A 22,222-nucleotide genomic window follows, 5' to 3' on the forward strand; every position below is an offset into this window, starting at 1 on the left:
GCAAAACAGGGTTAACGTGATCTTTCCCGCCCGCTCGGCCAAGTCTTGCGAGCGGACCCATGGGCGGCGACGGCGCAACAGGTGATCTTTCTGCAGAGGGGCAGGCGATTTGACTGTCCGGTCAGGAAGACTCCGAAGACACGCAGTGCTCAGGCGACCTGCAGCGTCTCGTTAACGCCTCGTTTAACGAAGCACACCAACTTGACCATAAAAGGATAGACGGTCGCTCATCATGCCGGTTTCCCATGCCCTCGAGGACGTCACTTTCCCGCCGACCCTGGAGGACGGCCGCGGCGCCCTTGCCCGTGGAGATGCGGACCAAGCGGTCGAACTGTTCTACGCCATCACGCAGAACAAGCCTGCTGACTGGGAAAGCCGATACTGGCTTTACAGCGCGCTTGTTGCCGCCGGACATGAAAATCTCGCGCGTCAAATTCTGATCGATGCTTGCAATCTTCATGCTGTGGCGGTCATGCAGGAGATCGGCACAGATATGGAGCGGTTCCGCTCCGATCCCGCCTACTGCGGGTCCGTGGGGCGACAGCTGTATATCGCCAATCAGATGGGGGCCGCGACGCTGGCGCTGAGCCATGCGCTGGATTTCGACAATCTCGTCCCGGATGTCCTGATCAGTTACGGCCTCTCGATGCAGCATCAGGGTCGGATGGCCGAGGCGATTGATGTCTTTACCCTTGCCGTCGAGCGCTTTCCCGGGCCTGCAATCCACGGCTTTCTGATCTACGCGCTGTTTCACGGGCCTGACCGTCTGAAGCAGGTCTCCGACGAGGCGCGCAAATGGGCCGCGCTCTACGCCGCGCCACACACATCTGGGACGAAGACGGTCGCCAATTCGTCGGCCGCAAATCGACGCCTGCGGATCGGCTATGTCGGCCCTAGCTTCTCGCGCAATCAAGTGGCCCAGTTTCTTGTTCCCGTTCTTGAGTCTCACGACACGGCGTCTGTGGAAGTCTTCCTCTACTGCGCGGATCCATCCGTTGAGATCGGCCTGCCAGAAGCCTGTACAGTCAGGGCGATCGGGGCGATGCCGGACACCGAGGTCGTCGAGCAAATCCGTGCGGATGGGATCGATGTCCTCGTCGACGTCTGGGGTCACACGGCTGGCAGCCGGCTATCGGTCTTCGGGCATCGTCCGGCGCCCGTGCAGGTGGCCTGGATAAATTTCGTGCAGACCACCGGACTGAGCAGCATGGACTATGTGCTGCACGCCGACAGCATGGACGCCCCCGGAACGGCGGATTATTTCGTCGAGAAGATTTGGCGAATGGGCGACATCATGGCGCCCTATCGACCGGCGCCGGATCGCCCCGATCCTGTGCCGACGCCGGCGCTGCGCAACGGTTACGTCACCTTCGGATCCTTCAACAATCCGGCGAAGATCAGCGAACAGACTGTGATCGCCTGGGCGGAGATCCTTCGGACCCGTCCGACGAACCGGCTGCTATTCAAGTACCGATACTACGTCGATCCCGTCTTGCAACGGGCCACGCAGGCTCGATTTTCCGCCTATGGGGTCAGCCCCGAACAACTGCAGTTCCAAGGCCACAGCAAGGGGGCGGACTACCTGAACGCCTTCTCCGAGATCGATCTGGCGCTCGATCCCTCGCCCTGCACGGGCGGGACCACCACATGCGACGCCTTGGCGAACGGCGTGCCGGTCCTGACGCTTAAGGGCGACGACTTCTTCTCGCGGATTGGCCTGCCCGCGCTTGTGCCGTGCGGGCTGACCGAGTTGATCGCGAACGACTGGGGCGACTACGTCAGGCGCGCCTTGGACCTGACCAGCGACGCTTCACGCCTTGACGGCCTCCGCCAGCGGGTTCGCCCCGCGTTCGACGCCTCGGCCTACCGTGACGAGGCGGGCTTCACGCGCAATCTCGAAAGTATTTTCCGCGAGATGCACGCGCGTGCGATCGCGGACGCGCAGTGAAGTCATGACCGAAACGGTCCTTGTCTTTCCGGCCGGGACGCCGGACGCTCTGAAATACCGGAGCGAGGCGGCCGAGCGGGGACATCGTGTCGTCGGGGCGTCGTCTCTTGCGTGGAATCCCGAAGCAGGCCGCTACGACAGCTGGGAGTATCTGCCCTATGTCCATGATCCTGACTTCGCCGAAGCCTTGCGACGCCTGATCGGGCGTCTGGGCGTTACGGCCATCTATTCCCCTCATGAAGTCGTCAGCGCCCATCTTGCCGAAATTCTTCCGGGGCTCTCGGCGAAGACCCGCTTGATCAGTGTCTCGCCGCTTCTGGCCAAGGAGCGGGCTTACCGCGCCCTCTGGGACCGCGCAGCCGAGATCAGCACAGCGCCCGACTGGTTCGGCGGCGGCGCCCCGCGTCTCGCCGGTCCCCGGCTGGCCGGTCTCTTGCGTTTCGTGGACGATGTGCCCGGCATGTCCGACAACGACAAGATCGCGGCGATGATCGAGGTCGCGCGTCACGTTCCAGCCGGAGATATCGTCGAGATCGGGTCGTGGTGGGGCCGGTCAGCCGCCCTGTTGGCCCTGTTGTCACGCCATCACGATCTTGGTCCGGTGCTGTGTGTCGATCCATGGCGTGCCGACGCCTTGTCGCAGGGCGTGGCGATGTTGGACAAGGCCAGCGCAGCCATGAACCTGGACGACGCTCTCACCATCTTCGAGACCAATCTCGCGCCCCTCGCGGACGGGCGAATCAACTATATTCGCGCGACATCGACTGTGGCCGCCGAATCCTATTGTTCCGGCTTGACTGTAGAGACCGAGGTCTTGGGTCGCACCGTCTATGCGGGCCGGATCGCCCTTTTGCATATCGATGGCAACCATTCTCTGGAGCGGGTGACAGAGGACGTTGAGAACTGGACGCCGCACATGGCGCCTGGAGGTTGGGTGGTCTTTGACGACTATGTCTGGGCCTTCGGCGATGGGCCTCGAATAGTAGGCGACGCCTGGTGCGCGCGTCACGCGGACCGGATCGCCCGCAGCTTCGTCATGGGCACCGCCTTGTTCGTCCAACTGGAACCCTAATGACCTTGGATCAGAGCCAGATTGACGAACAGATGCGCACCTTGGGATGGGTGCGTTTCGAGGGCGTGCTGGACGCAGACCAGGTCGCCGCTTTGGGACGAGACGCAGAGGCCCTCTATGCCGAGCGCCGACTGGTCCAGGTGCGGAACGGCGTCGCCGCCAATATGGAGGGCGCGGGTCATCACGCGCTCGGCCTGGACAACAGTCTGGATCGCTTTGTCGGGGACATGCCCTTGATGGACCAGATCGAGCACTATTTCGACGGCAAGACCATTCTGCTGAATTTCGGGGTGACCCTGCATCCACCGGGGGTCACGACCTATACGCACAAGCCCCACAGGGACATCCGGACCTGGTCCAACGGTTTTAGACTGTCGCTGAACATGCTGGTGATGCTGGACGAATTCACCGTTGAAAACGGCGCGACCCAACTGCTGGAAGGGTCGCACCGCGTAGAGGACATGCCCTCGGCGGACCATTTCGCCCAACAGGCTATTTCTCTTACCGGCCGGGCGGGGGACATCATTCTGTTCGACAGCCTGGTGGTTCATAGCGCGGCGCCCAATCGTAGCGCCGCGCTGCGCCGCGGCCTGACGCTTTGTTTTGGCCGCCCATTCATGAAACCGCATATGGACTGGCCCCGCTTCCTGCCCGTCGAGACCCATTCCGGCCTGACGCCGACAGCGCGCCAACTTCTGGGGTTTCATGCCCGGGTGCCGACTAGCGTCGAGGACTATTATCAACCCCCCGAAAACTGGTCGTTCAAGGCGGATCAGATATGAGCGCGACAGATCCGATGACTCACCCGAGCGCCGTCGTCTCGGCCGAACATCAGCGGTTGGCGGCGGCCGTGTCCTCCTACGGCGAGGGCGCAGCCCCGTTCGACGCCCTGATGCGGGGGTACATGATGCGCGCCTTTTCGCCGTGGTTCGCGGACGGCGCTTGCCTTCAGGTCGGCTGCGCGCACGGCGACCAGACCAGCCTGCTGCTTGAGCGGTATGACGACCTGACGGTTCTGGAGCCTGATCCCACCTTCGTCGCCCACACGCGCAAACGGCTGGGTGACCGTGTGGTCCTTATCGAGGCCCTGCTCGAGGACTACGAGACCGATCGGCGGTTCGACACCATCGTATTTTCGCATGTGCTGGAGCACGTCGCGGAACCGGTGGCCGCCCTGCGTCGACTGGGTGCGCTCCTGGCGCCCGGCGGGCGTCTCTATGTGGTTGTGCCCAACGCCGAGGCTCCGTCGCGACGCATCGCGGTGAAAATGGGCTTGTTCAGCCATCTGGAAGGCCTGTCCGCAGCAGATGAGGCGGCGGGTCATCGCCGTGTCTACAGGCTGGACACCCTGCAACGCGACGTCGCGGCCGCGGGACTGAACGCTGAGCACAGCGGAGGAATTTTCTACAAGCCCCTGGCCAATTTCCAGTTCAACGGTCTGATTGGAGGTCCGCTGATCAGCGACGATTTCCTCGAAGCCTGTTATGCTCTTGGCCAGGAACGGCCGAGCGAATGCGCCAGCATCTTTGTCGTCGCAAAGGCTGCAGAATGAGCATTTCAGGTCGTCGAGTACGTCTGCGGGCGCTGGAGCCCAGCGATATTCCGCTGCTGCATCGCTGGGCCAATGACCCTGCCATTTGGAGGCAGTTGGGCGGCTGGCAATTTCCCTCCAGCGAGGCGAGCACGCAGGCTTGGCTGAACGGTCTGGCGACCGACCGGCTGAATCAACGTTTCGCGATCGAAGGCTTGGAAGACGGCCTGCTGCTCGGCACAGCCAACCTCGTCGCCATAGACTGGAAGAATGGGACCGCCTTCCACGGCATGATGCTGGGCGCCGCCGAGACACAGGGCAAGGGCTATGGTCTCGATACGGTCATGACGATCATGCGCTATGCCTTCGACGAGCTGCGGCTGGAAAGGCTGGACGGCGACATAATCGAATACAACGCCGCATCGCACCGGCTCTATGTCGGCAAATGCGGGTGGCGCGAGGAGGGCCGGCAAAGAGGCTGGCATTTCCGCGAGGGGCGTCGCTGGGACAGGATCCTCGTCGGCGTCACACGCCAGGACTATGCCGATCTGGTCGCCGAAAACCGCTACTGGGCCGGCTGAGCTCGTGCATCCCTATGCGAGCCTGGCCTACGCCCACGCGCTAGGCCACGCGGGACGGCCGGTGGCCGTACCGGAGTGGGGCGTCCCGATTCTGGCGCGCTCCATTCCTCGGGATCTCAATCCCGCCTTTGGCGAGGGCGAGGATGCCATGGGCCTCTACCCCTTGGCGGCGCTTGCGACGACCGCAGACTTGAGCGGCGGACTGGAGCGGTTGCGCGGCCTCGGTCTGATCTCGGTCGTTCTCGTGCCTGATCCGCTTGCAGGCCCTCCGCAGGAGCGTCTCTCGGAGGCGTTCGGCTTCGTCCAGCCGTTCAAGGCCCACCTGACCATCGACCCCGCCCGCGGCCGCTACTGCCCCAGCCGTCATCATGCCGAACGCATCCGCCGGGGACATCGCCGGTGCCGAATCGACGTCGGCTCCTTGCCGCTCTGGCTCGAAGACTGGAAACGCCTCTACCGGGGTCTGGTGACCCGCCGCAGCGTCGCCGGGGTGGCCGCCTTTCCCGACGCCAGTTTCGAGGTCATGGGGAAGGAACCGGCGCTGGTGGCCTTCGCAGCCTCGGTCGGAGACCGTATCGTCGGCATGACGTTATGGTTCGCCTGGGACGGCGTCATCTACAACCACCTGACCGCGGTGGATGCGGATGGATACGCCAACGGCGCCAGTTTCGCCCTTTACGACGCAGCCATCCAACATTTCGAGGGGCAGGGCGTGGTCAACCTGGGCGGAGGCGCCGGGATCGGCTCTGGAGAGGGGGGGCTCTTTGCCTTCAAAAGCGGTTTCGCCAATGGCGAGGTCATGACTTCGCTGTGCGGTGCGGTTCTCGATCCTGCGCGATATGCCGCCCTGAGCGCCGGCGTGGAGACCGGATTTTTTCCGGCTTACCGCGCTTAAGCGGTGGGGAGAGGTGTAGAGCCTGCGAATTCCAGGACGGCGTCGACGATGCGCATCATCTCTGGCCGCCCATAACGGCCGTCGAGGGGCAAGGACACACAACGACCGCTGAGCCGATGGGCGGCGCCAAATTGGCTGGGAGAGGGAAGGTTCTCCCAATGGCGAGCAGCCCAGATTCGCCGGTCCGCAAGATGGGCGACGAGATCGGCGGCATTCGAGACGACGACAGGAAAAGCCAGGGGCGCGAATTGCGGAGCCGGATCGGGCCACAGCGCAAACGGAGCCAGATGTGCAGCGAGGCTTTCCCAGTTGCGGCGACGGGCGTCTGCTTCGGGTTGGATGGCGACGAGATCGAGGGCGGCGAGGGTTCGATCGCTGCAACAGCGGGGCTCGGCGTCGTACGCTGTCTCACGGGCTCGGTAGTCTGGGAACCATGTGTCGGGATTCCGCCCCTCAGCGTCCGCACGCCGGCAGTCATTGGCCGTCCACAGGCCGGGCAACCCGGGCCGGGTCGGGGGAGCAGGCAGGTCTGACCCGACGAGAAGGCCGCCGTCAGCCACGCCCAGCAGCTTGCGCGGACTGTAAAGCCGGACTGCCCCCGGGATGCCCGCTCCCGGGTCCAACGCCTGGGCGCGGTCCTCGATGACCAGGAGGGAGGGAAAGTCAGAAGCCAGCATCTGGAACTTGGTCTCGGGCGGGCGGCCAAACCAGGCGATCGTCAGGACCGCATCGTCGGGCGCCAGGCCGGCGCGCACCGCCTCGACATCGCAGTTGAGTTGCTCGTCCACCCCGTACCAGATCGGTTCCACCCCCGCCCTTGTCACGCCCTCGACCAGAGCGCGGCAAATATAGGCCGGCAGCCAGAGCCGTTTCACTTGGCGGGCGACAAGCAGAGCGGCGAGGGCCGCGCGGGCGGTCGCAAAGGCGCGGTTGTCGTTCTGTCCAGCCGTCCAAGCCGACCACACTGTCGTCGCGCACAACGGTGGGCCGGCCCGGTCAGCCGCAGGGATAAGGCTGCCGATGCCTTTGGGCGGCGTTCCCATCATGTCGACTCTTTCCTTCCTGTTCCGTGAGGGGGAGGGAGCCGACACTGCCGCCATCGGGGAAAGGCTTGTGCCCCACCCAGGGTCAACGGCCTGAAAGCGCCAAGCTCAAGGCGGCGGCGACACGCGAAATATCATCCCCGTCCATGTCGATCGCGAAGGGCAGGCCGAGCACGGAACGGCTCAGGGTCTCGGTCACGGACAAATCCCCACGCGGGTACTCAGCGAAAGCCGGATTCAAGTGACAACCCCGGTCCCACCAGCGCCGGGTGTGAATGTCTTGGTCCTGGAGTCTGTATTCAACGGCGTCAACCGATCCGTTCGGAAGGCCCACGGAGCACACGCTGGTGACCCAGCCGTCGCCCCAGCCCGGCTGGAACTGAACGTCTGGAAGGAAGGTCATGGCGACCTTCATCATCTGCGCGGCACGTAAAAACTGCAGACGGTCGGTCTCCCAGCTGTCCAGAGCGGCCAGACCCACCGCGCTCGCATACTCGCTGAGTTTCGCATTCGTCGCCGCGATGTCCGAGAGGCGTGAGCCGCGAAAGCCGAACGTCGTTAACTGCCTGACGCGCGCCGCCAGTTCGGCGTCCGTCGTCGCCAGAAACCCACCTTCGCCGATACCGAGGACCTTGGTCGCGTGCAGGCTTATGACGGTGGGGATTTCCGCTACGCGCGCCTGATCGAAGGCGGCGGCGGCGTCCAGCACGACGGGCAAGCCGGTGTCTTCACGCAGCGCTTTCCAAGCTTCGAGATCCGGCATGGCGCCGAAGGCGGCGACAACGACCACGGCCGAGACCGGAGCGGGCGCCCATGCGAGGGCGTCGCGCACGGTCTCAGGTCGAAGCATCCAGTCGTTCGGGTCCACGTCGAGAAACAGGGGGGTCAGGCCGGCGGCGATCACGGCATGGGCTGTGGCGACGAAGGTGTAGGACGGAACGGCGACCAGACTGCCCTTCGCGAGGTCCAGCGCATTTAGGGTCAGGGTCAGGGCCTGGGTTCCGTTCACGCAGGTGACCACCTTGGAACCCGCCTCGAAGCGCCCCGCAAGTCGGGATTCGAACTCCGTGAGAAGGGGGCCAAAGTTCGAATAGCTCCGGGCCGCGTCTATGCGCCGCAGATACGGGAGAACAGCGTCGGCGTCGGGTAGGCGCGGCCGGGCCGCTGGGATAAATCGCTGAGCGAATTCGATGGGCTGATGTTTGGCGGCGAGGGGGTCAGACATGTTCAGGGCTGCGCAATTTTCTCGATGAGAAGATGTTGGGCACGATTCATGCGGCGTTGGCACGCAAGGGGGTCAGCCATCAGCCGTGCGCACCAGGTTGCTTTTGATCTGCGCTGATCCGTCCGCAGCCAGATCCATCCGCGTCGTCTCCAGGAGAAGCGGGCCTCGAATGGCTGCGTTCACGGCGGTAAGTCCCCCTGCGGAATGTGACCGCCGGCTGATGAGATAGCGCAACGAGATACGTTCGTGGTCCGCCGTATCCGGCTGAGTTCCATGCAGGGTGAACGGGTGCCAGAGGGCGGCGAATCCCGCTTGGCCTGTCAGAACGGTCTGTCGCACCTCGACAGACTGCCCATCCGGGCTGCTGTAGAGCCAGGCTTGTCCGTCCTTGCGCGAGAGCATGTGCGGGAAGGTTGTCGCGCCGAGCACATGGCTGCCCTCAAGCAGGAAAAGCGGCGCGTCAGATCGGGCGACCGGATGAAGGTAGACATAGACGGTGACAAAATCGGCTTCCTGGTCTTTGAAGTCGATGATGTCCTGGTGGAAGTCGATCCCGTAAAAATAGGTCACATCCCGGTACTCGGGTTTCACATACGGGCCCAGATTGTTGACGGGGGCGCCTTCGATGCGCGCCTTCAACCAGTTTGGAATGGACCGGGATGGAACGCCGCAGACAATCTTGCGGTCTGTGATGACATAGTCAGGTCCAAGCACCTCTGTGAGGGCGCTCACCATGCCGCGATCCTGCTCAACAAAGGCCAGATCTTCATCGAACCGTTCAAGAAGATTTCGCCCAGGACGAGGGTTTACGCCGCGATACTGGGGATCAAGGTCGAAGACCTCTTCTTCTAGGAACAGGCTCTCGTCGAACCGACGCACAGCCCTGATCTTGCTCAGCAGCGCTGTCGCGCCTGCGGGGTCCAGCGGCCAGTCGAACCGATATGCGCCATCAGAGATCAGGATCTCTGTCACAGATGGCCCTATGCTGGTGTTCTCGGCCGCCGTGCTCATTGCCTTCCCCGTTCGTAGTCGTTTGCGTGTTATCCTGCGGTGGTGAACCGCTCGTGAGCTGCGGGCGAAAAGAGGTTCTCAACCTTGCGAGCCCTCGAAAGTTGAGGGACGTTCGGATCAAACTACCCTGATTCCGGTCTGGATCGAGCGGTTAGAGTTTCGGCGGCAAAGCTAACGGAGCAGCGACTGTGTGGTCAGAGTCGTAGTGCAGCGACTTCGATTGTCGCGATGGCTTTTGAGACTGTATTGTCAGTTCAATAGTCGTGCATCGCAGCGGCAAATCGCGTAGCTAAGCGAGAGGACAACCCGGCTGAACCTTTTCGCGGGGACATTAAACGCCATGACCCACGTCGAAATCGAGGTTCAGGACATGGACGCCAAGGTGGATTGGCGGCTGACCGAACGCCAACAAAGTCTGCCTCATTCCGGCGCATCGCGATGACTACGCCGGGATTGCTTATAGTGTTCACCGAAGGCGATCGGGTCCGGGGCCTCGGCCACGTCAGTCGGTGCAGCGCATATGCGGAAGGCTGGTTGCTGCGAGGCGGACAGGTTCGCTGGATTCTGGACGGTGACGCGGTCGCCGTCGCCGCGATCGGCTCCGGGCAGGACGTGATCCAGCGTCGCTGGCAGGAGGACGGGCAGAGCCCGAGCGGTCTGCGGGCGGGCATCGCTCTGATCGACAGCTATGTCGCCTCGGTCGAGGCCATGGAGACGATCGCATCCAATTCTGACGTCATAGTCTTCATCGATGACCTGGGCTCGTCCTATCCGTCGGGCGTGGTCGTTCATCCGGCCCCCGATCGGCCGGTCTCCGAGACCTCCGAAAACGAATGGGTGCTGAACGGTCCGTCGTGGCAGCCTTTGCGTCCGCCGTTCTGGGATCTGCCGGAGCGTCTGCCCGCGCGGCCCGACATCGAGCGGATTCTGGTGATCTTCGGCGGAGGCGATCTGCACGGGCTCGGCGTGCCCATGGCCCGTTTGGCCCAGCAGGCCTACCCTGCGGGGAGGATCGATCTGGTGCTGGGAGCCGGCCAGCCGGCGCCGCCCGTGATGCCCGGCGTGTCCGTACATCAGGCGATCGACGCCGCCGCCATAGCGTCCCTGATGCTGGAGGCGGACATCGCAATCAGCGGTGCGGGGCAGACGGTGTTCGAACTCGCCCGGTGTGGAACGCCGGCCATCCTCGTCGGAATCGCCGCCAACCAGAAGGCCAATCTCGATCACTGGCCGGCCTTGTGCGGCTATATTGTCGCGGGCGTTTGGGACGCTGCGGACCTCGAGGCGCGAGTGAAGGCGGCAATGGCTCAACTGCGGGATCCGGTTGCGCGACAGAGCATCGGCGCCAGAGCCGCAGGCGTGGTCGACGGGCAGGGGGTTCGACGTCTGTTCGATCATCTCGAACGGTCCATGGTTCAGGAGCGCGTCTGATGCGATATGCCGATTGCCGATTGCGGCCGATGGCTGAAGGGGATCGCGCCCTCGTCCTGTCGTGGCGCAATCAGGATCGGATCCGCGCCAATATGTATAGCGACCATGTCATCACGGTCGACGAGCATGCCCGTTGGTTCGATCGGAGCTTGGCCGACCGATCCGCCGTCTATCGCATATTTGAATACAGCGACCGGCCGGTCGGCTTCGTATCCTTCACCGAAATTGACCGGACCCATGGCCGCGCCAACTGGGCATTTTATCTGGGTGAGACGGACACGCCGCGCGGATCGGGCGCCGCCATGGAACTGCTCGCGCTGGACGAGGCGTTCGGGCCGGTCGGAATCCGCAAACTGTGCTGCGAGGTGTTCGCCTTCAACGGCGGCGTCGTCCGGCTGCACGAGCGGTTTGGCTTCACCCGCGAAGGCTTGCTCGCGAAAGCGCGTCTGAAGGATGGCGAGATGCAGGATATCATCTGTATGGCGCGGTTGGCCGACGACTGGCCTTCTGATCGGGCGGCCTTGATGGCGAGCGTATTCAAGGAAGATGCGGCATGAGCTTCACCTATCCGGACCATGTGTTCATGGTGGCGGAGCTTTCGGCCAACCATGGCGGTTCGCTTGAGGTTTGCCTCGAGACCGTGCGCGCTGCGGCGGCGGCTGGGGCCGATGCGATCAAGGTCCAGACCTACACGGCGGACGGGATCACCCTTGACTGCCAGACGACGCCTTTCCAGATCAACGACGGAACCCTGTGGGACGGCGCGACCCTGCACGACCTCTACCTCGAGGCTCAAACGCCTTGGGAATGGCATGCACCGATCCAGGCGGAGGCCCATCGTCTCGGCCTGACCTTCTTCTCGTCGCCGTTCGATCTCGAGGCCGTCGACTTCCTGGATGAGATGGACGTGCCGATCTTCAAGATCGCCTCGTTCGAGATCGCGGACATCCCGCTGATCGAACATGCGGCGTCCAAGGGGCGCGCGATGATCATCTCCACCGGCATCGCCAACATGGGCGACATCGAGGAGGCGATCGCGGCCTGTCATCGGCAAGGCAACCATGACATCACCCTGCTGAAATGCACCTCGGCTTATCCGGCGCTGCCGTCGGACGCCAATCTGGCGACGATACCGGTCTGGGCGAAGACCTTCGGCCTCAGGATGGGCTTGTCGGATCACACGACCGAGAATGCGGTCGCCATCGCCGCAGTGGCGCTGGGCGCCCGGGTGATCGAGAAGCACTTCATTCTCGACCGCGCCATCGGCGGACCTGACGCCAGCTTCTCGCTGACGCCGGACGAGTTCGCCGGCCTGGTTAAAGGCGTCAGGATCGCTGAACAAGCCATCGGCGGCGTCCAGTCTGGACCCACGGGCCAGGCCCTGGTCAACCGCCGCTTCGGCCGATCACTGTTTATCGCGATGGACATGAAGAAGGGGGAGGCTTTGACGCCCGAGAACCTTCGTTCCGTCCGCCCCGGCGACGGCCTCCACCCCCGGCATTATCGCGAGCTCCTCGGGCGCAGACTGCGGCAGGACGCTGCGAAGGGCACGCCGCTGGTCTGGTCATTGCTGGACTGACAGACCATGGGGCAATCGCGATGAGGGGGTGTTGCTGATGCTGCTCAGGACGTGCTCTACACTTGCATTAGAGCCGTCCGGGCGCTCTTCAGACGCGTTGGCGCGGCGGATCCGGGTCTGCGCGCAGCATCACCTAGGGCACCTGAATCGCCATGTTCGACGACAAATCGGTACTGATTACGGGAGGCTCGGGCTCGTTCGGGCGGATGTATGTCCGCACAATCCTGGAGCGCTACAATCCCAAGCGGGTGATTGTCTATTCGCGCGACGAACTGAAGCAGTTCGAGATGCAGCACGAGTTTTCAGACCCGCGCATGCGCTTCTTTCTCGGCGACGTGCGCGACAGGGAGCGGTTGATACAGGCCACGCGCGGCGTTGATTTCATCATCCATGCGGCGGCGATGAAGCAGGTGCCGGCGTCGGAATACAATCCGACGGAATGTATCCGCACCAACATCACCGGCGCGGAGAACGTCATTGCGGCGGCCCTGGCCAATGACGTCGAGAGCGTGATCGCCCTGTCGACCGATAAGGCCGCCAGTCCGATCAACCTCTATGGGGCGACCAAACTCGTCTCGGACAAGCTGTTCGTGGCCGCCAACAATATGGCGGGCAGCCACCGGACCCGCTTCTCGGTGGTCCGCTACGGCAACGTGGTGGGGTCGCGTGGTTCGGTCCTGCCGCTGTTTGAAAAGCTGATCGCCGAGGGCGTGGAGTCCCTGCCCATCACCGATCCGCGCATGACCCGGTTCTGGATTTCACTGCGTCAGGGCGTTGATTTCGTCCTGACCAATTTTCAGCGGATGCAGGGGGGGGAGATTTTTATTCCGAAGATTCCCTCTGTGAGAATTCCCGATCTGGCCGAAGCGCTGGCCCCCGGCATGCCCACGCACGTCGTGGGCGTCCGGCCGGGCGAGAAACTGCATGAAGTCATGTGCCCGACCGACGACTCACACCTGACTTACGTTTTCGACGACCACTATGTGATCGCGCCTACCATCCGCTTCCACAACATACAGGCCGATTTCGGCCATAACGCGCTTGGGGAGGTCGGTGAGCGGGTCACACCCGGCTTCCAGTACGACTCCGCGACCAATCCCCACTTCCTGACCGTTGAGGAAACGCGGGCGTTCAACGCCCAGGCCGCCTACTGATCTGGTCTGGCCAACTGCATCTTCAGCTCAGCCAGTCGCCAGTCCGTCGGCGTGTCGATGTCCTGGGCCTCCAGTGCATCGATGACGAAGCTGCCGCCCCGGCCGGCGAATGTCGGCTGTTTTATCAGGCAGACTTCGCGGGTCATCCAGTAGGGATACTCCCTCGTGAGCTGCCCCCGGTTTCGTTGACCCCAGGGTCGGGGCAAGCGGTAAAGTCTCAACGACGAAGGTTTCTCGCAAGCAGTTGTGGCGGACGGATCGTTGCACGCCGTCGCTCAACAATCGGACCCCTGCAATTTCGCAAACGGGTCGCGCGCTGCCATCACGCAGGCGCCGAAGCGAGATGTTCGGATCGTCACCGCGAGCAATCAGCGCCGGTGAATTCCCGCCCGAGGATGACGGAGGGAGTGAGGCGTCAGCTCGCGCTTAAGGCCGCGCAGGCCACCCGCGCGCCGGCGCCGCCGATGGGCTGGCTGGCGTGGTCGTCGGGATTGGCGTGGATGATGATGGCCGAGCCGTCGGCGTCCCACAGCCACTGGCCCGGTCCTTCCGCAGAAATCCGCGCGCGGGTGGTGAACAGTTCGGCGTTCACCTTGCCGTCCGCCCCGGCATAGATGTTCGGCAGATCGCCGTCGTCCGGCCCGGCCGCGTTCAGCAGGCCGTGCGGCGCCTTGGGCTCGCCGTGGTTGATATGGGCGCCGGACGAGGTGAAGGGCGCGGCGCAGGCGCCGGTCGCATGGATATGGATGCCGTGCCAGCCGGGCGTCAGGCCCGAGGCCTCGATCTTGATCACCAGGCCGGTCGGCCCCTGGCGCAGGTCCACTCGGCCGATGGTCTCGCCCTGCGCATTGACCAGAACCGCCTGTCCAGCGGCGCCGACGGGCGCGCGCTCGGCCTGCATCTGGGCCGCGCCGGCGGCGGACGCGCAGGCTCCGGCGAGGGCCAGCGGGGCGGCGAAGAGCAGGGCGGCGGCGAGGCGGTTCATGCGCATGTGAAAAGTCCTTTCAGAGACGGGCTTTCACGGCGACGTCGCTTTGCCTCCGGGGCCCTTGGATGCTAGAAATCGTCACAGCGGATCACGTTCCGATTCCGGCCGCATAAAGCCACGCTTCCTTGACCGACGACAACTACGAAAACGCCGCAACTCCGATCGTTCCGGGAGGCGGCGGCTCCGACATTTCCACGATCACGATCGAGGACGAACTGAAACGTTCGTACCTCGACTACGCCATGAGCGTGATCGTCTCGCGCGCCCTGCCTGACGCCCGTGACGGGCTCAAGCCGGTTCACCGTCGCATCCTGTATTCGATGCACGACCTGAACATGACGCCCGAGCGCAGCTATTCGAAATGCGCCCGCGTGGTCGGCGACGTGCTGGGCCGGTTCCACCCCCACGGCGACGCCTCGGTCTATATGGCCCTGGTGCGGATGGCTCAGCCCTTCTCGATGGGTCTGATGCTGGTCGACGGCCAGGGGAACTTCGGCTCGGTCGACGGCGATATGCCCGCCTCGATGCGTTACACCGAGGCCAAGATGGCCCCGGCCGCCGTCGCCCTGATGGCCGACATCGACAAGGACACTGTCGATTTCCAGCCCAACTACGACGAGAAGGAGCTGGAGCCGGTCGTCCTGCCGGCGCGGATCCCGAACCTGCTGGTCAATGGCGCGGGCGGCATCGCCGTCGGCATGGCGACCAATATCCCGCCGCATAATCTGGGCGAGGTCGTGGATGCGGCCCTGGCCCTGCTGGATGATCCGAACATTTCGGACGACGCCCTGCTGGACATCGTGCCCGGCCCCGACTTCCCGACCGGCGGCGAGATCATGGGCCGCACCGCGCCGCGCAACGCCCTGCGCGACGGTCGCGGCTCGGTCATCGTGCGCGGTCGCGCCTCGGTCGAAGAGATCCGCAAGGATCGCGAAGCCATCGTCGTCACCGAACTGCCGTTCCAGGTCAACAAACAGACCCTGATCGAACGCATCGCCGAAATGGTGCGCGAAAAGCGTCTGGAAGGCATCTCCGACGTCCGCGACGAATCCGACCGCCAGGGCATGCGGATCGTCATCGAGCTGAAGCGCGACGCCTCCGGCGACGTCATCCTGAACCAGCTGTGGCGCTACACCGCGATGCAGAGCTCGTTCGGCGTCAACATGCTGGCGCTGAACCACGGCCGGCCTGAACAGATGGGCCTGCGCGACCTGTTGCAGATCTTCCTCGACTTCCGCGAGGAAGTGGTGGTCCGCCGCGTCAAGTTCGAGCTGAACAAGGCCCGCGACCGCGGCCACGTCCTGGTCGGTCTGGCCGTCGCCGTCGCCAATATCGACGAGGTCATCCACATCATCCGCTCTTCGGCCGATCCGACCGAGGCGCGCGAACGTTTGCAGGCCAAGCCCTGGCCCGTCGGCGATATGATGGCCCTGGTCGAGCTGATCGCCGACCCCCGCAGCGTCGTCATCAATGGCGACAGCCTGCAACTGACCGACGAGCAGGCCCGCGCCATCCTGGCCCTGACCCTGTCGCGCCTGACCGGCCTGGGCCGTGACGACATCTTCGGCGAGGCGAACGGCCTGGCCGACACCATTCAGGGCCACCTGACCATCCTGTCGGACCGCAAGAACGTCCTGGCCATCATTCGCGACGACCTGATCGACGTGAAGGACAAGTTCGCCGTGCCGCGTCGCACCCTGATCGGGGAAGGCGACGGCGAGATGGAGGACGAGGACCTGATCCCGCGCGAGGACATGGTCGTCACCGTCACCCACGGCGGCTACGTCAAGCGCGTCGCCCTGAACGCCTATCGGACCCAGCACCGCGGCGGCAAGGGCAAGTCCGGCATGACGATGAAGGACGAGGACGCCATCACCGGCGTGTTCAGCGCCTCGACCCACACCCCGGTCCTGTTCTTCGCCACCAATGGCAAGGCCTACAAGCTGAAGACCTGGCGCCTGCCGCTGGGCAATCCGCAGTCGCGCGGCAAGGCCTTCGTCAACCTGCTGCCCATCGAGCCGGGCGACAGCATCATGAACGTCCTGCCCCTGCCCGAGGACGAGACCACCTGGGGCGACTACGACATCATGTTCGCCACCAGCTCGGGCGACGTGCGCCGCAACAAGCTGTCGGACTTCGCCACGGTCAACCGCGCCGGCAAGATCGCCATGAAGCTGGAAGGCGAAGACCGCATGGTCGGCGTCGGCCTGTGCACCGCCGACGACGACGTGCTGCTGACCACGGCGCTTGGCCGGGCGATCCGGTTCAAGGCCGACGACGTGCGCGTGTTCAAGGGCCGGGATTCGACCGGCGTCCGGGGCGTGCGCCTGCAAGACGGCGACGAGGTCATCTCCATGGCCATCCTGGGCCGCGTCGATGCGACGCCGGAAGAACGCTCGGCCTACGTCAAACACGCCAACGCCATGCGCAAGGCCCTGGCCGGCGCGGAGGCGGAAGAGGATGTTGCGGCTCCGGCTGAAGCCGAAGACGAGGTCGCTGACGCCGCCCTGACCGTCGAACGGATCGCCGAACTGGGCGCCGCCGAACAGTTCATCCTGACGGTCACAGAGACCGGCTTCGGCAAGCGGTCCTCGGCCTACGAGTATCGTCGCACCGGTCGCGGCGGCCAGGGCCTGACGGCTCACGGCCTGGGCGGTCGCGCGGGCACGCGCCTTGCCGCAGCCTTCCCGGTCGAGGAGACGGACGACCTGCTGTTGGTCACCTCGGGCGGACAAATGATCCGCACGCGGATGGATCAGGTCCGCATCGTCGGCCGCTCCAGCCAGGGCGTCACCATCTTCCGCACCGGCAAGGACGAAAAGGTCGTCTCGGTCGAACGCCTGCCGGAAAGCGGCGGCGCGGATGAGGCGGACGTCGCGAGTGAAGAGGGCGAAGCCTAAAACCAAGACCCTCTCCCAGCGGGAGAGGGCTTGAGCGCACGGCGGCGAAGCCGTCGTCCTTGCGCGAAAGGGTGAGGGGCAGGTGGTGCGAGCTAGCCCACCGGCGGTCCCTCATCCGGCCCTTCGGGCCACCTTCTCCCCACGGGAGAAGGAAGGAGGAGAGGGGAGCGGCCATGACGTCTGACATCCTGATCAACGGCGAACCCGCCAGCCCTGACGACCTGGCCCACCAAGCCCTGGTCAACTACGGCGCCTACACCTCCTTCCGCGTCGAGCACGGCGCGGTCCGGGGGCTGGACCTGCATCTCGCCCGCCTGGGCCAGGCCGCCGTCGAACTGTTCGGCGAAAGCCCCGGCGAGGCTGAGTTCCGGCGTCTGTTGGCGCGCGCTGTTGAGGGACGTGACAAGGCCTGGATGCGCGTCAGCCTGTTCTCGCCCGAGATCGGCCATCGCGATCCGTCCTTCGTCGGCCGGCCCAAGGTGATGACCGTCGTCTCGCCGCCCCCGCCGCCCCTGGCCGCCCAGATGCGGGTGACGGCCGTTAAATACGAGCGCAAGCCGGCGCACCTGAAACATGTCGCCACCTTCGGCGCCACTTGCGCGCGCCGCACTGCGCGGGCGGCGGGCTTCGACGACGCCCTGTTTGTCGATGACCAAGGCCATGTGTCCGAAGGCGTGACCTGGAACATCGGCTTCATCAAGGGGAATGGCGTTGTCTGGCCCCAGGCGCCGATGCTGGCGGGCGTGACCCAGGTCCTGATCGAGCGGGGGCTGGCCGAGGTTGGCCTGTCGTCGCAGACCCGCCCGGTGCATGTTTCCGAACTGGCGGGCTTCGATGGCGCATTCCTGTGCAACAGCGCCACGCCGGCCTGTCCCATCACGGCCGTTGACGACACGGTTTTCGCCGTCGATCCGACCCTGATGACTGCGATCGAAACCGCCTGGGCCGCCAATGATCCGCTGCCTTTGACAGTCCAGCACGCCTAATTCGTCAAGAAAGATCCAGTAAAATCAAATCCGTCGTCAGCAGATTCAGCAATCGGCGCGCCTGGGTTTACGGCGGGTGTAAGGTTGCTCAATGACCGATGTGACGCCAAGATCCGCCCCGCCGTCCCAACCGCCTGCATTGGCGCTTTTGGCGCTTTTGGCGCTTTGTCACCCTGTTTTTACGACACGTCACTACGCCAACCGGCTGCTAGGCCGAACCTTTCGCACCTGCTAAGTCACGCCGAACAGCAGGCGACAGGCTGGGGAGACACGCCATGCGCATCGGGCTTTATCCGGGCACCTTCGATCCGGTGACCAACGGTCACACCGACATCATCAAGCGGGCGTTGAAGCTGGTGGATCGGCTGGTCATCGGCGTGGCCCAGAACGACGACAAGGGGCCGTTGTTCACCACGGACGAGCGGGTCGAAATGCTCCAGGCCGAGGTGGCCAACCTGGGCGGCGACATCGTGGTCCAGCCCTTCTCGACCCTGCTGATGCATTTCGCGGAAGAGCTGAACGCCAATGTCATCATTCGCGGTTTGCGCGCCGTGGCCGATTTCGAATACGAGTTCCAGATGACGGCCATGAATCAGCGCCTCAATCAGGACATCGAGACGGTATTCCTGATGGCCGACCCGCGGCATCAGGCCATCGCCTCGCGGCTGGTCAAGGAAATCGCCCGTCTGGACGGCGCGATCGACAGTTTCGTCAGCCCCGCCATCGCCGCGCGCGTGCGGGACAAGGTCAAGAACAGAGGATGAGTTCGTCAATGCGTCTTGGTGTGATCGCGGCGGCCGCCGCCGCTCTTCTGGCGTCGGTTTCGACCCAGGCTCCGGCTATGGCCCAAGCTCAGGCCGCGGCCCAGGCCCCGGTTCAGGCTCCCGCTGCGGACTGGCGCACCGTCGCGCCTGAGAACCTGCTGGTCATCGACACCCCCAAGGGCCGGATTCTGGTCGAGCTGACGCCGGTCGCCGCCCCCGCCCATGCCGAACGTATCCGCACCCTGGCCAACCAGGGCTTCTATGACGGGCTCAAGTTCCACCGCGTCATCCCCGACTTCATGGCCCAGACCGGCGACCCCCAGGGCACGGGCGAGGGCGGCAGCGAACTGCCGGACCTGAAGGCCGAGTTCAGCTTCCGTCGCGGGCGTGACGCCGGCTTCGTCGCTGTCCCGAACGCGGGGCAGGGCGTGCGCGGTCTGGTCGGCGTCCTGCCGGTCGAGACCCAGCCCGACGCCCAGATGATGATCACCGCCGACTTCAAGGTCGGCGCCCACGGCCTGTTCTGCCCCGGCGTCCTGGGCATGGCCCGCGCCGGCGCGCCCGACACCGCCAACAGCCAGTTCTTCCTGATGATGGGCGACCGGGATCAGTTGAACGGCGTCTATACCGCCTTCGGCCGCGTGGTCTTGGGCCTGGACGTGGTGAACAAGCTGAACAAGGGCACGGACGCCGACGACGGCAAGGTGGCCAATCCCGACGTCATGACGCGGGTCCGCATGGCCTCGGCCCTGCCCGAAGGCGAACGTCCGACGGTGCGGGTTCTGAATCCCGCCAGCGCCGCCTTCGCCGCGCGTATCGCCGCCACCCGCACCGCGCGCGGCGGCGGCTTCAACATCTGCGACGTCCAGCCGGTGGCCGAGGTCGTCGGCGGTTAGACATGGGCAAGGGGGCAGGGGCTATGAAGGTTCGAAACGCACTGATCGCGGCGGGGCTGACCGCTCTGTTGTCCGGCCCGGCCCTGGCGCAGCAAGCGGCTGTCCCGTCGCCCCCGCCCGGCCCGAGCGAATGGCGCGCCGTGGCCCCCGACAATCTTCTGGTCATCGACACGACCAAGGGCCGGATCCTGGTCGAACTGGCCCCCGAGATCGCCCCGGCCCATGTCGAGCGGATCAAGCTGCTGGCGTCGCGCGGCTTCTACGACAATCTGGCCTGGCACCGGGTCATCGACTGGTTCATGGCCCAGACCGGCGACCCCCTGGGCACCGGCGACGGTCAGAGCTGGTACCCCGACCTGAAGGCTGAGTTCACCTTCCGGCGCGGCCCGGACATGGCCTTCACCCCCGCTGCGGCTCCGGCCGGGGCTCTGGTCGGATTCTATCATTCCGTCCCGGTTCAGACCCAGCCCGACGCCCTGATGGCCGGCACGGCCGACCGCAAGGTCCACGGCTGGGGCCTCTATTGCCCGGGCGTCGCCGGCATGGCCCGCGACGAGGGCAATGACACCGCCAACAGTCAGTTCTTCCTGATGCGCCAGGCCTATCCCGCCCTGGACAAGCGCTACACCGTCTGGGGCCGCGTGGTCGTGGGGCTGGAGATCGTCCGCGCCCTGAAGGCCAGCTCCGAGCCCAGCGGCATCGTCGCCGATCCCGACCGCATGAGCCGCGTCCGCCTGGCCTCCGACCTGCCCGCCGCAGACCGTCCGGCGGTGCAGATGCTCAACACCACATCGCCGACCTTCCGCGCCCTGATCGACCAGGCCCGCCAGGCCAAGGGCGCAGACTTCTCGGTCTGCGACATCGACGTGCCGGTGCGGATGGGTTGATCGTCTCCTCCCCGCTATGCGGGGAGGGGGACCGCGAAGCGGTGGAGGGGTTCTGGACGCCCCACGGACGTCGGCGATGCGGCGGAGAACCCCTCCGTCTCTCCGCTTCGCTCCGAGCCACCTCTCCATAAAATGGGGAGGAGACACAATGGGTTATGCCGCTGCCGCCCCCCGGCCACGACCCCGACGCCGCCTGCGCCGCTTGGGCGGCTTCTTGTCCTCCCGCATCTGCTGCAACAGCAGGCCTTCGCGCAGGCCCCGATCGGCGACCCGCACCCGCTCCGACGGCCAGGCCCGCTGGATGGCCTCCAGGATCGCCGCCCCCGCCAGGACCAGATCGGCCCGGTCCGGCCCGATACAGGCCTCCTTGGCCCGCCCGTCCGGCCCCAGGGCCTTCAGCCGCTCCGCCGCCGCCTCGCAGTCGCCGCGCGTCATCCACAGCCCATCGACCCGGTCGCGATTGTAGCGGGGCAGGTTCAGGTGGATGCCCGCCAGACTGGTGATCGCGCCGGACGTCCCGATCAAATGCGCCCGGTCCCGCGACAGCAGGTCCAGCATGCCCGGATCCTCGATCCCGCCCCCGGCCAGGGCCGCGCCCATATCGGCGACCATGGCCTCATACCAGTCTTCGCCTGCGCCCTCCGGCTCCGGGTGCCGCTCCGCCAGGGTGACGACCCCCAGGGCCGCCGACATCCAGCCGGTGGTCTTCCAGTCCGACCCCTCGCGCTTCAGCCAGGACAGTTCGGTCGACCCGCCGCCCACGTCGATGATCACCACCCCCTCGGCCCTGGGATCGATCAGGTTCAGACAGCCCTCGACCGCCAGCCGCGCCTCTTCCGCCGGATCGATGATCCGCAGCCTCAGCCCGGTGCCTTTACGCACCCGATCAATGAACTCGACGCCGTTCTCGGCCGCCCGGCAGGCCTGGGTGGCGACCGCACTCAGCCGCACCGAGTCGACGCCCTTCCTGACGATCCGGTCGGCGCACAGGGCCAGGGCGTCATAGGCCCGGTCCATGGCCCGCGGGTCCAGCCGTCCCGTGTGGGACAGGCCTTCGCCCAGCCGCACGATGCGGCTGAAGCTATCGACCACCCGAAAGCCGTCGCGTGAGGGCCGCGCGATCAGCAGTCGACAATTATTGGTCCCCAGATCGAGCGCGCCATAGAGTTGCGCATCCCGACCCGACGCATCCCGCTCGCGGGAAGGCTGGGACCGCTCGTCGCGCCTCCGGGGCGCGCCGTGGGTCTCCGGCATGGGCCGTCATTCCGATGTGGGCGGTCCAAAGCGGCGCCCGTCCCGATCAACCTAGCCCGCCAATATCATCCGCGCCA

21 protein-coding genes are annotated in these 22,222 nt (G+C 65.1%); 15 read left to right on the forward strand and 6 right to left on the reverse strand.

All coding sequences use genetic code 11. From position 1 onward, the window contains the following. Positions 1-232 precede the first annotated feature (232 nt). Genes OU998_RS05415 through OU998_RS05440 form a run of 6 tightly spaced genes read left to right on the forward strand, consistent with a single transcriptional unit; the run spans position 233 to position 6,027 of the window. Positions 233-1,948, forward strand: a complete 1,716-nt coding sequence (locus OU998_RS05415) for a hypothetical protein (protein ID WP_267515812.1) — start codon at positions 233-235, stop codon at positions 1,946-1,948. A 4-nt stretch (positions 1,949-1,952) separates the two neighbouring features. Continuing rightward, positions 1,953-3,020 (forward strand): class I SAM-dependent methyltransferase, encoded by a 1,068-nt coding sequence (locus OU998_RS05420; RefSeq protein ID WP_267515813.1) that lies wholly within the window; start codon positions 1,953-1,955, stop codon positions 3,018-3,020. Continuing rightward, entirely contained in the window at positions 3,020-3,802 is a 783-nt protein-coding gene (locus tag OU998_RS05425) for a phytanoyl-CoA dioxygenase family protein (protein WP_267515814.1), read from the forward strand. The genes OU998_RS05420 and OU998_RS05425 overlap by 1 nt, the downstream gene beginning before the upstream one ends. A gap of 14 nt (positions 3,803-3,816) precedes the next feature. Continuing rightward, positions 3,817-4,572: a class I SAM-dependent methyltransferase gene (locus OU998_RS05430; protein ID WP_267515815.1), complete on the forward strand. Its 756-nt coding sequence runs from the start codon at positions 3,817-3,819 to the stop codon at positions 4,570-4,572. Continuing rightward, positions 4,569-5,132, forward strand: a complete 564-nt coding sequence (locus OU998_RS05435) for a GNAT family N-acetyltransferase (RefSeq protein WP_267515816.1) — start codon at positions 4,569-4,571, stop codon at positions 5,130-5,132. The genes OU998_RS05430 and OU998_RS05435 overlap by 4 nt, the downstream gene beginning before the upstream one ends. Positions 5,133-5,136: 4 nt before the next feature. After that, the gene (locus OU998_RS05440; RefSeq protein WP_267515817.1) at positions 5,137-6,027 is read left to right on the forward strand and encodes a GNAT family N-acetyltransferase; all 891 of its coding nucleotides are present in this window, start codon (positions 5,137-5,139) and stop codon (positions 6,025-6,027) included. Here OU998_RS05440 and OU998_RS05445 read toward each other — a convergent pair. The 3 genes from OU998_RS05445 to OU998_RS05455 all read right to left on the reverse strand — a co-directional run bounded on the left by OU998_RS05445 (position 6,024) and on the right by OU998_RS05455 (position 9,306). Continuing rightward, positions 6,024-7,073, reverse strand: a complete 1,050-nt coding sequence (locus OU998_RS05445; RefSeq protein WP_267515818.1) for a hypothetical protein — start codon at positions 7,071-7,073, stop codon at positions 6,024-6,026. The two genes, OU998_RS05440 and OU998_RS05445, sit on opposite strands and share 4 nt — an antisense overlap. Before the next feature lie 82 nt (positions 7,074-7,155). Next, positions 7,156-8,358 carry a DegT/DnrJ/EryC1/StrS family aminotransferase gene (locus tag OU998_RS05450; RefSeq protein WP_267515819.1) on the reverse strand — a complete coding sequence of 401 codons (1,203 nt, stop codon included), beginning with the start codon at positions 8,356-8,358 and terminating at the stop codon, positions 7,156-7,158. Between the two features lie 9 nt (positions 8,359-8,367). Beyond that, complete coding sequence (locus OU998_RS05455; RefSeq protein ID WP_267515820.1) at positions 8,368-9,306, reverse strand: phytanoyl-CoA dioxygenase family protein; 939 nt, start codon at positions 9,304-9,306, stop codon at positions 8,368-8,370. A gap of 438 nt (positions 9,307-9,744) precedes the next feature. Between OU998_RS05455 and OU998_RS05460 the strand changes: the two genes are divergently transcribed. The 4 genes from OU998_RS05460 to pseB all read left to right on the forward strand — a co-directional run bounded on the left by OU998_RS05460 (position 9,745) and on the right by pseB (position 13,470). After that, positions 9,745-10,737, forward strand: coding sequence for a hypothetical protein (locus OU998_RS05460; protein WP_267515821.1), 993 nt, complete (start codon positions 9,745-9,747; stop codon positions 10,735-10,737). Further along, the gene (gene pseH, locus OU998_RS05465; protein WP_267515822.1) at positions 10,737-11,294 is read left to right on the forward strand and encodes a UDP-4-amino-4,6-dideoxy-N-acetyl-beta-L-altrosamine N-acetyltransferase; all 558 of its coding nucleotides are present in this window, start codon (positions 10,737-10,739) and stop codon (positions 11,292-11,294) included. The genes OU998_RS05460 and pseH overlap by 1 nt, the downstream gene beginning before the upstream one ends. Further along, positions 11,291-12,316 carry a pseudaminic acid synthase gene (gene pseI / locus OU998_RS05470; RefSeq protein WP_267515823.1) on the forward strand — a complete coding sequence of 342 codons (1,026 nt, stop codon included), beginning with the start codon at positions 11,291-11,293 and terminating at the stop codon, positions 12,314-12,316. The genes pseH and pseI overlap by 4 nt, the downstream gene beginning before the upstream one ends. A 152-nt stretch (positions 12,317-12,468) precedes the next feature. Then, the gene (gene pseB, locus OU998_RS05475) at positions 12,469-13,470 is read left to right on the forward strand and encodes a UDP-N-acetylglucosamine 4,6-dehydratase (inverting) (protein WP_267515824.1); all 1,002 of its coding nucleotides are present in this window, start codon (positions 12,469-12,471) and stop codon (positions 13,468-13,470) included. On the opposite strand, the gene OU998_RS05480 is transcribed toward pseB, so the two are convergent. Together OU998_RS05480 and OU998_RS05485 are read right to left on the reverse strand one after the other, a co-directional pair. Further along, positions 13,464-13,616: a hypothetical protein gene (locus tag OU998_RS05480; protein ID WP_267515825.1), complete on the reverse strand. Its 153-nt coding sequence runs from the start codon at positions 13,614-13,616 to the stop codon at positions 13,464-13,466. The two genes, pseB and OU998_RS05480, sit on opposite strands and share 7 nt — an antisense overlap. Positions 13,617-13,885: 269 nt before the next feature. Continuing rightward, entirely contained in the window at positions 13,886-14,461 is a 576-nt protein-coding gene (locus OU998_RS05485; protein WP_420709810.1) for a superoxide dismutase family protein, read from the reverse strand. Between the two features lie 122 nt (positions 14,462-14,583). On the opposite strand from OU998_RS05485, the gene gyrA reads away from it, so the two are divergent. From gyrA to OU998_RS05510, 5 genes are all read left to right on the forward strand, one after another. Continuing rightward, positions 14,584-17,358: a DNA gyrase subunit A gene (gene gyrA / locus OU998_RS05490; protein WP_267515826.1), complete on the forward strand. Its 2,775-nt coding sequence runs from the start codon at positions 14,584-14,586 to the stop codon at positions 17,356-17,358. A gap of 173 nt (positions 17,359-17,531) precedes the next feature. Next, positions 17,532-18,344, forward strand: coding sequence for an aminotransferase class IV (locus OU998_RS05495; protein WP_267515827.1), 813 nt, complete (start codon positions 17,532-17,534; stop codon positions 18,342-18,344). Between the two features lie 275 nt (positions 18,345-18,619). Then, positions 18,620-19,108, forward strand: coding sequence for a pantetheine-phosphate adenylyltransferase (gene coaD / locus OU998_RS05500; protein ID WP_267515828.1), 489 nt, complete (start codon positions 18,620-18,622; stop codon positions 19,106-19,108). Between the two features lie 8 nt (positions 19,109-19,116). Beyond that, positions 19,117-20,004 carry a peptidylprolyl isomerase gene (locus tag OU998_RS05505; protein WP_324287978.1) on the forward strand — a complete coding sequence of 296 codons (888 nt, stop codon included), beginning with the start codon at positions 19,117-19,119 and terminating at the stop codon, positions 20,002-20,004. A 23-nt stretch (positions 20,005-20,027) separates the two neighbouring features. Continuing rightward, positions 20,028-20,891: a peptidylprolyl isomerase gene (locus OU998_RS05510; protein ID WP_267515829.1), complete on the forward strand. Its 864-nt coding sequence runs from the start codon at positions 20,028-20,030 to the stop codon at positions 20,889-20,891. Between the two features lie 153 nt (positions 20,892-21,044). Here the strand turns inward: OU998_RS05510 and OU998_RS05515 are convergent, their stop codons facing one another. Continuing rightward, positions 21,045-22,145, reverse strand: a complete 1,101-nt coding sequence (locus OU998_RS05515) for a Ppx/GppA phosphatase family protein (RefSeq protein WP_267515830.1) — start codon at positions 22,143-22,145, stop codon at positions 21,045-21,047. Positions 22,146-22,222 lie beyond the last annotated feature (77 nt).

It is taken from the genome of Brevundimonas sp. SL130 (assembly GCF_026625805.1).
GTDB lineage: Bacteria > Pseudomonadota > Alphaproteobacteria > Caulobacterales > Caulobacteraceae > Brevundimonas.

Bases quoted from the DNA above. Each gene is read 5' to 3' on its own strand.
- OU998_RS05415 (WP_267515812.1), top strand. From the start codon at position 233: ATGCCGGTTTCCCATGCCCTCGAGGACGTCACTTTCCCGCCGACCCTG.
- OU998_RS05420 (WP_267515813.1), top strand. From the start codon at position 1,953: ATGACCGAAACGGTCCTTGTCTTTCCGGCCGGGACGCCGGACGCTCTG.
- OU998_RS05425 (WP_267515814.1), top strand. From the start codon at position 3,020: ATGACCTTGGATCAGAGCCAGATTGACGAACAGATGCGCACCTTGGGA.
- OU998_RS05430 (WP_267515815.1), top strand. From the start codon at position 3,817: ATGACTCACCCGAGCGCCGTCGTCTCGGCCGAACATCAGCGGTTGGCG.
- OU998_RS05435 (WP_267515816.1), top strand. From the start codon at position 4,569: ATGAGCATTTCAGGTCGTCGAGTACGTCTGCGGGCGCTGGAGCCCAGC.
- OU998_RS05445 (WP_267515818.1), bottom strand. From the start codon at position 7,073: ATGATGGGAACGCCGCCCAAAGGCATCGGCAGCCTTATCCCTGCGGCT.
- OU998_RS05455 (WP_267515820.1), bottom strand. From the start codon at position 9,306: ATGAGCACGGCGGCCGAGAACACCAGCATAGGGCCATCTGTGACAGAG.
- OU998_RS05460 (WP_267515821.1), top strand. From the start codon at position 9,745: ATGACTACGCCGGGATTGCTTATAGTGTTCACCGAAGGCGATCGGGTC.
- pseH (WP_267515822.1), top strand. From the start codon at position 10,737: ATGCGATATGCCGATTGCCGATTGCGGCCGATGGCTGAAGGGGATCGC.
- pseI (WP_267515823.1), top strand. From the start codon at position 11,291: ATGAGCTTCACCTATCCGGACCATGTGTTCATGGTGGCGGAGCTTTCG.
- pseB (WP_267515824.1), top strand. From the start codon at position 12,469: ATGTTCGACGACAAATCGGTACTGATTACGGGAGGCTCGGGCTCGTTC.
- OU998_RS05480 (WP_267515825.1), bottom strand. From the start codon at position 13,616: ATGACCCGCGAAGTCTGCCTGATAAAACAGCCGACATTCGCCGGCCGG.
- OU998_RS05485 (WP_420709810.1), bottom strand. From the start codon at position 14,461: ATGCGCATGAACCGCCTCGCCGCCGCCCTGCTCTTCGCCGCCCCGCTG.
- OU998_RS05495 (WP_267515827.1), top strand. From the start codon at position 17,532: ATGACGTCTGACATCCTGATCAACGGCGAACCCGCCAGCCCTGACGAC.
- coaD (WP_267515828.1), top strand. From the start codon at position 18,620: ATGCGCATCGGGCTTTATCCGGGCACCTTCGATCCGGTGACCAACGGT.
- OU998_RS05505 (WP_324287978.1), top strand. From the start codon at position 19,117: ATGCGTCTTGGTGTGATCGCGGCGGCCGCCGCCGCTCTTCTGGCGTCG.
- OU998_RS05510 (WP_267515829.1), top strand. From the start codon at position 20,028: ATGAAGGTTCGAAACGCACTGATCGCGGCGGGGCTGACCGCTCTGTTG.
- OU998_RS05515 (WP_267515830.1), bottom strand. From the start codon at position 22,145: ATGCCGGAGACCCACGGCGCGCCCCGGAGGCGCGACGAGCGGTCCCAG.